Origin of the sequence: Caballeronia choica (assembly GCF_001544535.1) — a bacterium.
Lineage (GTDB): Bacteria > Pseudomonadota > Gammaproteobacteria > Burkholderiales > Burkholderiaceae > Caballeronia > Caballeronia choica.
In genome coordinates this window covers 39,216-51,484 of sequence record NZ_FCON02000023.1, presented here as the reverse complement: position 1 = coordinate 51,484, position 12,269 = coordinate 39,216, and the positions used below count along the sequence as shown (strand labels likewise).

The window sequence follows — 12,269 nt, the reverse complement described above, 5'->3', positions numbered from 1 at the left end:
TGGTGCGACGCTGCATCCGGCCTCGGACGATTACAACATCGATTTGCCCTGCTCGAGAATCTTGTCGCAGACTTCCTTCGTCACCTGCTCCTTCATGCCGCCGCCGCTCAAGTCGACCTTTTGCCCGCTGCTGCTGCTCAGGATGCCTTTGGCGCCGTCGGTGTAACCGCTGTCGGACGAAGGCGAGCCGCCGAGCTTGCTCATCAGCGAGTCCTTCACGGACGACGCACCGCTGCCGCTCAGGTAGTTGTTCTTGATGCAGTATTCGATGAGGCCGGTGACATTGCCGAGACTGCCGGAACTGAGCGACTGGCCCGACATCGCGCTGCTCAGGCCGCCAAGCCCGCCTGCCGTGCCGCTGGTGCCGCCGCTGTTTTTCAGGAGATCGCCGAGTTGGGCGTGGGCGGCCGGAAGCGACAGGCATGCGGCTATCGCGAGCGTTGTTGTCGCAATGACAAGCTTTCTACCGTATTTCATTCCGGAACCTCGTCGGCTGGCTGGGTTGCCTCTTACTATAGTGCTTTTCGGGATTTGCGCAGGGACGCGGCTCACCCACTCCCCGCGCTTCCCGCACTCACTTTGCGGCACCGCGCCGACCGCTCGCTGATCTTGGGCGCCCGATCGCAAAGATGTTTTGACAGTGTCATTTCCACATGGCATATGTGTCGCTCAGGCGCTCGCCGTGGCGTCGATTGCGCTCAGTACGTGTCCTTTTCGTTTGGCATCGCTAACCCAGAAAAAGGATTGCACGATGGCGAAGATCTCTCCCGGAGTAGGCCCGCGATTTCCGCAAGTGGTCGTTCTATTCGGCGCCACCGGCGACCTGGCCCGACGCAAGCTCTTGCCCGGCTTGTTCCATCTCTCGAGCGCGGGCTTCATCCCCGGCTGCCGGATCATCGCCGTCGCGCTCGACGACATCACGCTCGACGACTTTCGCCGGAACGCGCGCGAAGCACTCGATCAGTTTTCGTCCCGCAAGGTCGCGCAGACGGAATGGGACGTTTTTGCGGCCAATCTCGACTATCTGCCGCTCGCCGCGGGAGCGGCTGCGCTCAGAACGCTGGTTGAAAAGGCCGAGCAGGCTTTGGAACACGAGTGCCGGCGACTGCACTATCTGAGCGTGCCGCCGAACGCCGCGTTGTCGGCGGTGCGCATGCTCAGGGAAGCGGGGCTCGTCGAGCGCTCCCGGATCATCATGGAAAAGCCCTTTGGCACCGATCTGGCAAGTTCGGTGTCGTTGAATACCAAGCTGCACGAAGTATTCGAAGAGGAGCAGATTTTCCGGATCGATCACTTCCTCGGCAAAGAGCCCGCACAGAATATCCTCGCGTTCCGCTTTGCGAACGGCCTCTTCGAACCTATCTGGAATCGCAATTTCATCGATCACGTCCAGATCGACGTTCCGGAAACGCTGGGCCTGGACAAGCGTTCGGGCTTCTATGAGCAGACCGGCGCGTTCCGCGACATGGTAGTCACGCACCTGTTCCAGATTCTCGCTTTCATGGCAATGGAACCACCGACATCGCTGGAACCGTCACCGATCAGCGAGGAAAAGAACAAGGTGTTTCGCAGCATGCTGCCGATCCAGCCGAGCGACGTCGTGCGCGGGCAATACACCGGTTACCGACAGGAGGATGGCGTCGGTCCCGAATCGGAAACAGAGACGTTCATCGCGTTGAAATGCTCGATCGATAACTGGCGATGGGCCGGTGTGCCGTTCTATTTGCGCACGGGAAAGCGGCTTGCCGAGGGCCAGCGGATCATTTCCATCGCGTTTCGCGAGCCGCCGAAGAGCATGTTCCCGGCGGGGTCGGGTGTCGGGGCGCAAGGTCCGGATCATTTGACGTTCGACCTCGCCGATGCCTCGAAGATGTCGCTTTCGTTTTATGGCAAACGTCCGGGTCCGGGGATGCGGCTGGACAAGCTGAGCTTGCAGTTCGCCATGCGTGATACGGGGTTGATTGGTGATGTCTTGGAAGCTTACGAGCGGTTGATCCTCGACGCGATGCGGGGAGATCGGACGTTGTTTACTACGGCAGAGGGGATCGAGAGGTTGTGGCAGGTGTCGACGGCGTTGCTTGAATCGCCGCCGCTTGTTCGCTTTTATACGCCGGGCTCGTGGGGGCCTAATGCGATCCATCAACTCATCGCGCCACGGGCGTGGCGGCTTCCGTTCGAACGGGCTTGGCGGGATCCGAATAAGTTGGGGAGTTGAGGGCGGGTGGCTTGGAGCTTGGCGGGGCGCGTCATGCTGCCCGCACTCGGGCGGACAGCATGAGCGACTCTTCTTTTTACCTACTCAGTCCCCTCACTCCACCGTCACCGACTTCGCCAAATTTCTCGGCTTGTCGACATCAGTCCCTCTCGCACAAGCCGTGTGATAAGCCAGCAATTGCAGCGGCACCGTATGCAGGATCGGCGAGAGCAACCCATAATGCTCCGGCATCCGAATCACATGAATTCCGTCCTCGCTGACGATGCGCGTATCCGCATCGGCGAACACGTACAGCTCGCCGCCCCGCGCCCGTACTTCCTGCATGTTCGACTTGAGCTTCTCCAGCAGCGCATCATTCGGCGCGACCGTGACAACCGGCATCGCCTCTGTCACCAGCGCAAGCGGCCCATGCTTCAGTTCGCCCGCCGGATAAGCTTCCGCGTGAATATACGAAATCTCCTTGAGCTTCAGCGCGCCCTCAAGCGAGATCGGATAATGCAGCCCGCGTCCCAGGAACAACGCATTCTCCTTGCGCGCAAACTCCTCGGCCCAGGCGATGATCTGCGGCTCCAGCGCCAGCACGCTGTTCAGCGCCGCCGGCAAATGCCGCAACTGCGCGAGATAGGCCGCTTCCTGCGTGGCATCCACGTGCCCGCGCAACTTGCCCAGCGTCACCGCGAGCACGAACAACCCAACGAGCTGCGTCGTGAACGCCTTGGTCGACGCAACCCCGATCTCCGTACCCGCGTGCGTCAGGAACGCCAGCTCCGTCAACCGCACCATCGCGCTCGTTGCCACATTGCAGACCGCGAGCGTGTGCTTGTGCCCAAGCGATTGCGCATGCTTCAGCGCCGCGAGCGTATCGGCGGTTTCGCCCGACTGCGAAATCACCACAACGAGCGCCTTCGGATTCGGCACCGACTCCCGATACCGATACTCGCTCGCAATCTCGACCTGCGTCGGAATTTTGGCGACCGATTCGAGCCAATACTTCGCCGTCAGCCCCGAGTAATAACTCGTGCCGCACGCAAGAATCAGAAGACTGTCGATGCCGCTAAAGACATCAGCCGCACCTTCGCCGAACAACGACGCATCGAAGTGATCGCCTTGCGGAATGGTGTCGGTGATCGCGCGCGGCTGCTCGAAGATTTCCTTCTGCATGAAGTGCCGGTACGGCCCGAGTTCCACCGCGCCGCCATAAGCCGCGACCACGCGCACTTCACGCTGTGCCGGCACGCCTTCGCCATCGACGATCTTCACGCCGTCGAGCGTGATCTCCACGACGTCGCCTTCTTCGAGGAACGCAAAGCGGTCGGTGCTGCCCGCTAGCGCGAGCGCATCGGAGGCAAGGAAGTTCTCGCCCTGCCCCACGCCGACGACGAGCGGCGAACCCTGCCGCGCGCCCACCACCGTATGCGGCTGGTCCTTGTGGATCACGGCGATCGCATACGCGCCGTGCAATTGCTTGACGGCTTCGCGAACGGTCTGGAACAGGTCGCCGCGATACATGCTGTGGATCAGGTGCGCGATGACCTCGGTGTCGGTCTGCGAGACGAACTCGTAGCCTTTGCCGCGCAGCATTTCACGCAGCGACTCGTAGTTCTCGATGATGCCGTTGTGCACCAGCGCGACGGCATCGCGGGAAAAAATCGGGTGCGCGTTGTGGGTGACCGGCGCGCCGTGCGTCGCCCAGCGCGTGTGGGCGATGCCCGTGAAGCCTTCGAGATGCGTATCGCGTACTTGCGCGTCGAGGTCCGACACGCGCGACACGCTGCGTGCGCGCCTCGGCTCGCCGTGGCTCAGCACGGCGACGCCGCACGAATCGTAGCCGCGATATTCAAGCCGGCGCAGTCCTTCGACCAGCACCGATACGATGTTGCGTTGCGCGACCGCGCCGACAATTCCACACATGGTTTCTCGTCCTTCTCAAAGTTTTTTATCCAGACCAGCCGGGAGCTTCACGCCTTCTTCTTGGTCGGCCGGACGTAGCCGCCGCGGCTCACCTGGGTCTTTTCGTTCAGCACCAGTTCGCCCTCGCCGACGTCCTTCCATACCGTCGTGCCCGCCGCGATCGTCACGCCGCGCCCGATGCGCACGGGCGCCACGAGCTGCGTATCGGAGCCGACGAACACGTCGTCCTCGATCACGGTGCGATGCTTGTTCGCGCCGTCGTAGTTGCAGGTAATCGTGCCCGCGCCGATATTCACCCGCGCGCCGATATCCGAATCGCCGATGTACGACAGGTGGTTCGCCTTCGACCCAACGCCAAGCACCGCGTTCTTCACTTCGACAAAGTTGCCCACGTGCGACTCGTCGCCGAGCTTCGCGCCCGGACGCAGCCGCGCGTACGGTCCGAGCACGACGTTCGCGCCGGTCGTGCCGCCTTCGATGTGCGTGAACGCATCGACGCGCGTGCCGGCGCCGATCACCGCATCGCGGATCACGCAGTTCGGGCCGATCGTCACGTTGTCCGCGAGCGTCACGCGCCCTTCGAACACGCAGTTCACATCGATCGATACATCGCGCCCGCATTCCAGCGTGCCGCGCACGTCGAGCCGCGCCGGGTCCAGCAGCGTCACGCCCGCGACGAGCAAATCGTCCGCCACGTTGCGCTGATAAATCCGTTCAAGCTCGGCGAGTTGCTGCTTGCTGTTCACACCCAGCGTTTCCCACTCTTCGTCGGGCTGCGCGGTGACGATTTCGACGCCCGATTCGAGTGCGCGCTCGACCACATCCGTCAGGTAGAACTCGCCCTGCGCATTGTCGTTTTTAAGCGACGCAAGCCAGGTTTCGAGTTGCTGCGTCGGCGTGGTGATGATGCCGGTGTTGATTTCGGCGATCTTCCGTTCGTCGGCGCTAGCGTCCTTCTGCTCGACGATCTTCTGCACCGCGCCGCTCGAATCCCGCACGATGCGCCCGTAGCCCGTCGGGTCGTCGAGGGTCACGGTCAGAACGCCATAGCGCCCATTCTGCGCGGCATCGACGAGTCGCTTCAGTGTGCTGGCGCGCGTCAGCGGCACATCGCCGTACAGGACGAGCGTCGGCACCGACGGATCGACGAACGGCAGCGCCTGCTGCACGGCGTGGCCGGTGCCGAGCTGCTGCGCCTGCACGGCGAAATGCACGTCGGGCGCGCCCACGGCGGCCTGCACCTTCTCGGCGCCATGTCCGACGACGACGACGAGCCGCGTCGGTTGAAGCGTCCGCGCAGTATCGATGACATGGGCCAGAAGCGGCCTGCCAGCGAGCGGATGGAGCACTTTGGGCAGGGCGGAATTCATGCGTTTGCCCATGCCTGCCGCCAGAATCACAATATTCATCGCGTTACGTTTCGTGTGTGGATCGGAGCGGCCAGGGCGACGGGAAACCCGGCGCGCCTGGTGGAAAATGGTTCAGATTTCATCCAACTGAACAATTGAAACGGTCTTCGGCGCCCCTGACGGTTCGCTCGCACACGGTTCTTCGTCGAACGCGATGTCGCCCTGCGGGTCGGCCTCGCCCGTCGCCCGCAGTCCGGCGAACGGAAACAACTGGTGATCCATCAGGTGCGACGGCACCACGTTGCCGAGCGCGTTGAACATATTCTCGACGCGTCCCGGAAAGCGCTTGTCCCATTCGCGGATCAGTGCCTTCATCTCCGCACGCTTCAGGTTCGGCTGGCTGCCGCACAGATTGCACGGGATGATCGGGAATTCGCGCAGTTCAGCGTACTTCTCCAGATCGGCTTCCTTCACATACGCGAGCGGCCGGATCACGACGTTCTTGCCGTCGTCGGATTGCAGCTTGGGCGGCATGCCCTTCAGCTTGCCGCCGTAGAACATGTTGAGCAGGAGCGTCTGCAGGATGTCGTCGCGATGATGGCCGAGCGCGATCTTCGTCGCGCCCAGTTCACCCGCGACGCGATACAGAATCCCGCGACGCAGCCGCGAGCACAGCGAACAAGTGGTCTTGCCCTCGGGCACGAGCCGCTTGACGATGCTGTACGTGTCCTGGTTCTCGACGTGAAACGGGATGTCGAGCTTCGCCAGATAATCCGGCAGCACGTGCTCCGGAAAGCCCGGCTGCTTCTGGTCGAGATTGACGGCGACGATCTCGAAGTCGATCGGCGCGCGCTCGCGCAGCCGCATCAGGATATCGAGCATCGCGTAACTGTCCTTGCCGCCCGACAGGCACACCATCACCTTGTCGCCGTGCTCGATCATGTTGTAGTCGCCGATCGCCTGGCCGACCTGGCGCGCGAGCCGCTTGAACAGCTTGTTGTTCTCGTAGGCTTCCTTCTGTTCGCGGCGCGTGAGGGCGGCGCGAGCGGGCGCCTGAACGTCGGTATCGGTATCGGTATCAGCTTGAGCGGGCGTGTTCATGCTCGTTCCTCTTTGATGCGAAAGACTTCGACGCCCACGGCATCGCAATCGGGATAGACGTCCGGCTTTTCCGTCGACACCACCACGGCACGGACCTGCGGATGCGCGAGCAGCGCGGCGGCGACATCGTCGCAGAGCGTTTCCTGCAAGTGGATGTGACCGCGCTCGACGCGCGCTGCGATCGTCGAGCGCATGAAGTCGTAGTCGACCACTTCGCGCAGCTTGTCCTCGACCGGCGTGGACAGCGCGAGGGGCACGAACAGCTCGACGTTGATCACCACGCGCTGCTCGCCCTGCTTCTCGAAGTCATGCACGCCGATGTTGATGCGCACTTCGTAATTGCGCAGAAAGAGCCGCCGGCAGTCGGCGAGCCGGGGATGCGAAAGTGCGGCAAGCATGTTCTTTTCCAGTAGGTGTTGCGTGTTTCGTGCGGCTAATGGCGAGCGAAGGCGCGCGCGTTCAGTTTGGGTTGCCGACCATGAACATCACGTCGCGCGGGCTTGGCACCAGATGCTGGCCGCCATCGACGACGAGCGTCGTGCCCGTCACGCCGTGCGCGGTCGCGAGGTAGCACGCGGCATCGGCGACATCTTCCACGCGCGACGACCGCCCGAGCGGCGTCACGCGATGCGCCGCCTCGAACGTCGCGGGCGTCTGGCCCGCCGAGATCACCGTGAGCCCGGGCGCGAGGCCGACGACGCGCAACTTCGGCGCCAGCGCCTGCGCGAGCGCAATGGTCGCGTTTTCGAGCGCCGCCTTGGTCAGCGTGTACGACAGGTAATCGGGATTCATGTTGTACAGCTTCTGGTCGAGCACGTTGATCACGACGCCGCGCTGCGTTTCATCGTCGGCGGCGGCATCCGGTACCGTTTCGTACAACGCGCGGGCCAGCGTCAGCGGCGCGGCCAGGTTGATCGCCGTCATTTCCAGCAGTTTCGCGTAGCCGAAATCCTTCGCGGTGTCTTCGTCGAAGCGCGATGCACTATTTACAACGCAATTCAACGCGCCGAGCGCCTCGATACACGCCGGCACGAGCCGCGCAACCTGCGTTTCGACGCCCAGGTCCGCCCTCAGCGCGACGGCGCGACAACCGAGCGCGACGATGTCAGCGACGGTTTCATGGGCTTCCCGCTCCGATTCGCCGTAGTGCACGGCGACGTCCCAGCCGCGCGACGCAAAGCCGAGCGCGATGCCCCGGCCGATGCGTTTCGCCGCGCCGGTCACGAGCACGACGCGCGGCCTCGCGGGTGGAGAAACTGAAGAAGAAGGGCTCATTTACAATACTGGGATGAATCCGAAAGCTCGACAATCCGACAGTTTACCTGTTCCCGGCGCCGACGCGGCGGCGCAGTCCGAGGCGCTCAGGGCGCTGATCCGCGACGAAATCGCCAGCGCGGGCGGCTGGCTGCCGTTCGATCGCTATATGGAACTGGCCCTTTATGCGCCGGGCCTCGGTTATTACAGCGGCGGCGCGATGAAATTCGGCCGCCGGTCGGAAGACGGCAGCGACTTCGTGACGGCACCGGAACTGTCGCCGCTGTTCGCCGCGACGCTCGCGCGCCCCGTCGCGCAGGCGCTTCGCCGCAGCGGCACGCGCGATCTGATGGAATTCGGCGCGGGCACGGGCAAGCTGGCGGGCGGCCTGCTGAACGCGCTGCGTGATCTGGAAGCCCCGCTCGACAGTTATTCGATCGTCGATCTGTCGGGCGAACTGCGCGAGCGCCAGCGCGCGACGATCGAAGCCGACGCGCCCGAACTGGCTTCGAAGGTGAAATGGCTCGATGCGCTGCCCACGGATTTCGCAGGCGTGGTGATCGGCAACGAGGTGCTCGACGCGATGCCGGTGCGCCTGGTCGTGCGCAAGCTCGGCGCGTGGCACGAGCGCGGCGTGGTGGAACTCGACGAGCGCTTCGCCTTCGACGACCACCCGCTCACAGACGACCCGCTGGTCGCGACGATCGACGCCGCCATCGATGCCACGAACGACGAGCCGTTCGTCGAATACGTGACGGAGACGCATGAAGCGGCGCTCGCGTTCACGAAGACGATCTGCACGATGCTCACGCGCGGCGCGGCGTTTTTCATCGACTACGGTTTTCCGCGCCATGAGTTCTATCACGCGCAGCGCGCGGGCGGCACGCTGATGTGCCACTACCGGCATCGCGCGCACGCCGATCCGTTTCTCCATCCCGGCTTGCAGGACATCACCGCGCATGTCGAATTCACGGGCATCGCGGAAGCCGGCGTGGAAGCCGGCGCGGACCTGCTCGGCTTCACGTCGCAGGCGCGCTTCCTGATGAACGCGGGCATCACCGACGTGCTGTCGGGGATCGATCCCGCCGACGCCAGGCGCTTCCTGCCCGCGGCGAACGCGGTGCAAAAGCTGTTGTCGGAAGCGGAGATGGGCGAGTTGTTCAAGGTGATCGCGTTTTCGCGCGGCATCGACGACACGCTCGACGCGTTCGCCACCGGCGACCGCTCGCACACGCTATAGGCACGCCGCCATGATCCGCTGGCTGCTGACCACGTTCGTCGCGCTGTCGATTTTGTCGGCCTGCTGGCCGTGGCTGAGGAAACTCGGCGTGGGCCGGCTGCCCGGCGACTTCACGGTGCGCTTGTTCGGGCGCGAGTATCCGTTCCCGTTCATGTCGACGCTGGTGCTTTCGATGCTGCTTTCGCTGATCGCGCGGATGCTTTGAATGACTGTGCGTGCGGGGCGCCGCATCAAGCGCTCGCCTTCTCCAGCGCCGCCTTCACCGCCACAACTCTCGCATCGTGCACGGCGTCCTTGATCTTCGCGGGCGCGCTCGCGTATTGCTGGGCCACCGCGCCCGCATCCACCGAACGCGCCGCCACCAGCGCCTCGCGCAGCCGCTCCGCCTGCGGATAAGGCTGCTGCGACAAACCCAGCCGCCCGCGCGCATCCGCGACGCACGCCTGCAAGGCCTCCGCGAAACGCGCCGGTTTACGCAGCGCATCGCATCGTTCGAAGAGGCGCACGAGCGCCGCCGGCCCCATCTCCATCACGCGATGAATGTTCCCATGCTCACGCGCGACGAGCAGCGCCAGATCGCGGCACTCGTTCGGCACGCGCAGCCGCTCGCACAGCGGCCGCAGCAAATCGACGCTGCGTCCTTCGTGACCGACGTGACGCGGCAGGATGTCGTCGGGCGTGGTCGCCTTGCCGAGATCATGCGTCAGCGCCGCGAAGCGCACCGGCAGCGCGAAGGCCTGCGACGCCGCGTAATCCAGCACCATCATCACGTGCACGCCGGTATCGACTTCCGGGTGATAGTCGGCGCGTTGCGGCACGCCCCAAAGCGCATCGACTTCCGGCAGGATGCGCGCGAGCGCGCCGCAGTCGCGCAACGCGTCGAACATGCGCGACGGCGTGCGCTCCATCAATCCGCGCGACACTTCCTGCCACACGCGCTCGGGCACGAGCGCATCGACTTCGCCGTCCGCGACCATCTTCTTCATCAACGCACGCGTTTCTTTCGCGACGGTGAAATCCGCGAAGCGCGCGGCAAAGCGCGCGAGGCGCAGGATCCGCACCGGATCTTCGATAAACGCATCGCCGACATGGCGGAACAGTTTCTTTTCGAGGTCGGCGCGGCCGTCGAACGGATCGATCACCGGACCGATGAGTTCGCCGTCCGGGCTCAGTTCCCGCGCCATCGCGTTGATCGTCAGGTCGCGGCGCGCGAGGTCCTCTTCGAGCGTGACATCGGGCGAATAGTAGAACTGGAAGCCGTGATAGCCGGCGGCCGTCTTGCGTTCGGTGCGCGCGAGCGCGTACTCCTCGTGCGTCACCGGATGCAGGAATACGGGAAAATCCTTCCCGACCGGCCGATAGCCCTGCGCGACCATCTGCTCGGGCGTCGCGCCGACCACGACGTAATCGCGATCGACGACCGGCACGCCGAGCAGTTCATCGCGGATCGCGCCGCCTACCGCGTAGATATTCATCGCTCGTTGCCCGCTTCTTCGATCCAGGCAGCGACCGCCGGCAGCGCCGTCAGGCGTGCGGCGTAGGCGCGCGCCGTGTCGCCGAGATCAGGGGCGTAGGAATTGAAGCGCATCGCGACCGGCGCGAACATCGCGTCGGCGATGCCGAAGTCGCCGAACAGGAACGGCCCGCCGTGCCGGGACAAGCAGTCCTGCCAGACCGCCTCGATGCGCGCAATGTCCGCCAGCACCGCCGGCGTGCGGCCGGTGCCGGGCGCGTGCGTGTGGATTTGCATCGGCATCTGCTGGCGCAGGTCCGCGAAACCAGCGTGCATCTCCGCGCTGATGCTGCGCGCCCGCGCGCGCGCGGCGGGCTCGCGCGGCCACAGCGCGTGCTGCGGGAACAGTTCGGCCAGCGTCTCCATGATCGCGAGCGATTCCCAGACCGCGTTGCCGGAATCGGTGATCAGGCACGGCACCTTCCCCGATGGCGAATGCCTGAGGATGTGCTCCTTCGAGTCGGGCTGGCCGAGGCGGACCAGCGTTTCGTCGAAAGGAATATTGAAATGCCGGAGCACCAGCCACGGCCGCATCGACCAGGACGACGAGTTCTTGTCACCGATAACGAGTTTCATGGACACGCGTGAAAAAGAAGACTAACGATGCGCCGTCGCGCGAAACGCATTGAAGCGCGAGCGCGGTGAATTGCCGGTGAGATACATCGGCGCGATGTCCTCGATGCTCGCCGGCTCGTCGATGCCGAGTTCAGGCGCAAGCGGGCCGCTCGCGACGCTCGGCGTTTTCATCGAATCGAGATTATCGCGCGACATCACCGGCTCGCCGGGCACCATTTCGAGCGTCATCGCCTGCAGGCGGCCGAGGCTGTCCGGCAGCTTGATGAGCTTCGCGTGCTTGCCGATCGTCGCGCCGCTGAAGCGCATGAGTTCGGCGAGCGTGTAGACCTGCGGGCCGGCGAGTTCGAAGACACGCCCGTTCGCGGCATCCAGGTCGAGCACGTTGACGATCGCCTTCGCGACATCGCCGACGAACACCGGCTGGAACAGCGCATCGGCACAAGCGAGCGGAATCACCGGGAACATGCGTTCGAGGAACGCAAACTGGTTCAGCAGGTTGTCCTCGGGACCGAACACGACGGAACTGCGGAAAATGGTCGTGTCAAGCGCCGAGTCGCGGATCACCTTCTCGCCGTCGCCGCGTGAGCGCAGGTACATGCTCGGGCCGCTGGAATCGGCGCCGATCGCGCTCATGTGCAGCAGGCGCCGCACGCCTTTGGCCTCGCAAGCCGCGACGATCTTCCTCGGCAACTCGACGTGCGCCTTCGCGAACTCAGGGCCATAAGGATCGCCGCGATGCCCCTGCAGGATGCCGACGAGATTGATCACCGCGTCGGCTTCCGCGACGAACGCGGCAAGCTGCGACGGATCGTGCACGTCGGCTTCGATCACGTCAACCGGGAGCAGGGTGAGATGCGCGGCGTTGGCGCGCCGTCGCGTGGCGATGCGCACGGTCTTGCCGAGATCGACAAGCGCGTTGACGAGATGACTGCCGATGAAGCCCGAACCGCCGATCAGCGCTACGTTCTGATGTCGCATATTGGCCTCTGTCTCTACCCGCTCTACCCGCGCGCCCGGGACGAGCGCGGCGGTAGCCCCGGAATCTCACCACTTGCGCGCGAGCCGCAAGTTCGCGCCGGCCGATGAGCCGGCGCCCTGCGCGTGCGCGGT

At 64.3% G+C, this 12,269-nt stretch carries 12 protein-coding genes; 3 read left to right on the top strand and 9 right to left on the bottom strand.

Annotated elements, in window-relative coordinates; translation table 11 throughout:
* Positions 1 to 30: 30 nt before the first annotated feature.
* The gene (locus tag AWB68_RS13175) at positions 31 to 477 is read right to left on the bottom strand and encodes a DUF2501 domain-containing protein (RefSeq protein WP_087644793.1); all 447 of its coding nucleotides are present in this window, start codon (positions 475 to 477) and stop codon (positions 31 to 33) included.
* 274 nt (positions 478 to 751) lie between these two features.
* Here AWB68_RS13175 and zwf point away from each other — a divergent pair, with 274 nt between their 5' ends.
* Positions 752 to 2,215, top strand: a complete 1,464-nt coding sequence (gene zwf, locus AWB68_RS13170) for a glucose-6-phosphate dehydrogenase (protein ID WP_087644792.1) — start codon at positions 752 to 754, stop codon at positions 2,213 to 2,215.
* Positions 2,216 to 2,308: 93 nt separating this feature from the next.
* Here the strand turns inward: zwf and glmS are convergent, their stop codons facing one another.
* The 5 genes from glmS to AWB68_RS13145 all read right to left on the bottom strand — a co-directional run bounded on the left by glmS (position 2,309) and on the right by AWB68_RS13145 (position 7,851).
* Positions 2,309 to 4,126 carry a glutamine--fructose-6-phosphate transaminase (isomerizing) gene (gene glmS, locus AWB68_RS13165; protein WP_087644791.1) on the bottom strand — a complete coding sequence of 606 codons (1,818 nt, stop codon included), beginning with the start codon at positions 4,124 to 4,126 and terminating at the stop codon, positions 2,309 to 2,311.
* 47 nt (positions 4,127 to 4,173) lie between these two features.
* A complete protein-coding gene (glmU, locus tag AWB68_RS13160) occupies positions 4,174 to 5,535 on the bottom strand; it encodes a bifunctional UDP-N-acetylglucosamine diphosphorylase/glucosamine-1-phosphate N-acetyltransferase GlmU (protein ID WP_087644790.1) in 1,362 nt (453 codons plus the stop codon).
* A gap of 72 nt (positions 5,536 to 5,607) precedes the next feature.
* The gene (ttcA, locus tag AWB68_RS13155; RefSeq protein ID WP_087644789.1) at positions 5,608 to 6,576 is read right to left on the bottom strand and encodes a tRNA 2-thiocytidine(32) synthetase TtcA; all 969 of its coding nucleotides are present in this window, start codon (positions 6,574 to 6,576) and stop codon (positions 5,608 to 5,610) included.
* Entirely contained in the window at positions 6,573 to 6,974 is a 402-nt protein-coding gene (locus tag AWB68_RS13150; protein ID WP_087644788.1) for a dihydroneopterin aldolase, read from the bottom strand. The genes ttcA and AWB68_RS13150 overlap by 4 nt, the downstream gene beginning before the upstream one ends.
* A gap of 61 nt (positions 6,975 to 7,035) precedes the next feature.
* Positions 7,036 to 7,851 carry an SDR family oxidoreductase gene (locus tag AWB68_RS13145; protein ID WP_087644787.1) on the bottom strand — a complete coding sequence of 272 codons (816 nt, stop codon included), beginning with the start codon at positions 7,849 to 7,851 and terminating at the stop codon, positions 7,036 to 7,038.
* 13 nt (positions 7,852 to 7,864) lie between these two features.
* On the opposite strand from AWB68_RS13145, the gene AWB68_RS13140 reads away from it, so the two are divergent.
* Both AWB68_RS13140 and AWB68_RS13135 read left to right on the top strand, forming a co-directional pair.
* Complete coding sequence (locus tag AWB68_RS13140) at positions 7,865 to 9,070, top strand: class I SAM-dependent methyltransferase (RefSeq protein ID WP_087644786.1); 1,206 nt, start codon at positions 7,865 to 7,867, stop codon at positions 9,068 to 9,070.
* Positions 9,071 to 9,080: 10 nt separating this feature from the next.
* Positions 9,081 to 9,275, top strand: coding sequence for a DUF2905 domain-containing protein (locus AWB68_RS13135; protein WP_087644785.1), 195 nt, complete (start codon positions 9,081 to 9,083; stop codon positions 9,273 to 9,275).
* A 25-nt stretch (positions 9,276 to 9,300) separates the two neighbouring features.
* Here the strand turns inward: AWB68_RS13135 and AWB68_RS13130 are convergent, their stop codons facing one another.
* Genes AWB68_RS13130 through AWB68_RS13120 form a run of 3 tightly spaced genes read right to left on the bottom strand, consistent with a single transcriptional unit; the run spans position 9,301 to position 12,137 of the window.
* A complete protein-coding gene (locus AWB68_RS13130) occupies positions 9,301 to 10,545 on the bottom strand; it encodes a multifunctional CCA addition/repair protein (protein WP_087644784.1) in 1,245 nt (414 codons plus the stop codon).
* Positions 10,542 to 11,159, bottom strand: coding sequence for a glutathione S-transferase family protein (locus AWB68_RS13125; protein WP_087644783.1), 618 nt, complete (start codon positions 11,157 to 11,159; stop codon positions 10,542 to 10,544). The genes AWB68_RS13130 and AWB68_RS13125 overlap by 4 nt, the downstream gene beginning before the upstream one ends.
* A 21-nt stretch (positions 11,160 to 11,180) precedes the next feature.
* Complete coding sequence (locus AWB68_RS13120; protein WP_087644782.1) at positions 11,181 to 12,137, bottom strand: complex I NDUFA9 subunit family protein; 957 nt, start codon at positions 12,135 to 12,137, stop codon at positions 11,181 to 11,183.
* Positions 12,138 to 12,269 lie beyond the last annotated feature (132 nt).

Coding starts and splice junctions, on each gene's coding strand:
- AWB68_RS13175 (WP_087644793.1), bottom strand. CDS start 477: ATGAAATACGGTAGAAAGCTTGTCATTGCGACAACAACGCTCGCGATA.
- zwf (WP_087644792.1), top strand. CDS start 752: ATGGCGAAGATCTCTCCCGGAGTAGGCCCGCGATTTCCGCAAGTGGTC.
- glmS (WP_087644791.1), bottom strand. CDS start 4,126: ATGTGTGGAATTGTCGGCGCGGTCGCGCAACGCAACATCGTATCGGTG.
- glmU (WP_087644790.1), bottom strand. CDS start 5,535: ATGAATATTGTGATTCTGGCGGCAGGCATGGGCAAACGCATGAATTCC.
- ttcA (WP_087644789.1), bottom strand. CDS start 6,576: ATGAACACGCCCGCTCAAGCTGATACCGATACCGATACCGACGTTCAG.
- AWB68_RS13150 (WP_087644788.1), bottom strand. CDS start 6,974: ATGCTTGCCGCACTTTCGCATCCCCGGCTCGCCGACTGCCGGCGGCTC.
- AWB68_RS13145 (WP_087644787.1), bottom strand. CDS start 7,851: ATGAGCCCTTCTTCTTCAGTTTCTCCACCCGCGAGGCCGCGCGTCGTG.
- AWB68_RS13140 (WP_087644786.1), top strand. CDS start 7,865: ATGAATCCGAAAGCTCGACAATCCGACAGTTTACCTGTTCCCGGCGCC.
- AWB68_RS13135 (WP_087644785.1), top strand. CDS start 9,081: ATGATCCGCTGGCTGCTGACCACGTTCGTCGCGCTGTCGATTTTGTCG.
- AWB68_RS13130 (WP_087644784.1), bottom strand. CDS start 10,545: ATGAATATCTACGCGGTAGGCGGCGCGATCCGCGATGAACTGCTCGGC.
- AWB68_RS13125 (WP_087644783.1), bottom strand. CDS start 11,159: ATGAAACTCGTTATCGGTGACAAGAACTCGTCGTCCTGGTCGATGCGG.
- AWB68_RS13120 (WP_087644782.1), bottom strand. CDS start 12,137: ATGCGACATCAGAACGTAGCGCTGATCGGCGGTTCGGGCTTCATCGGC.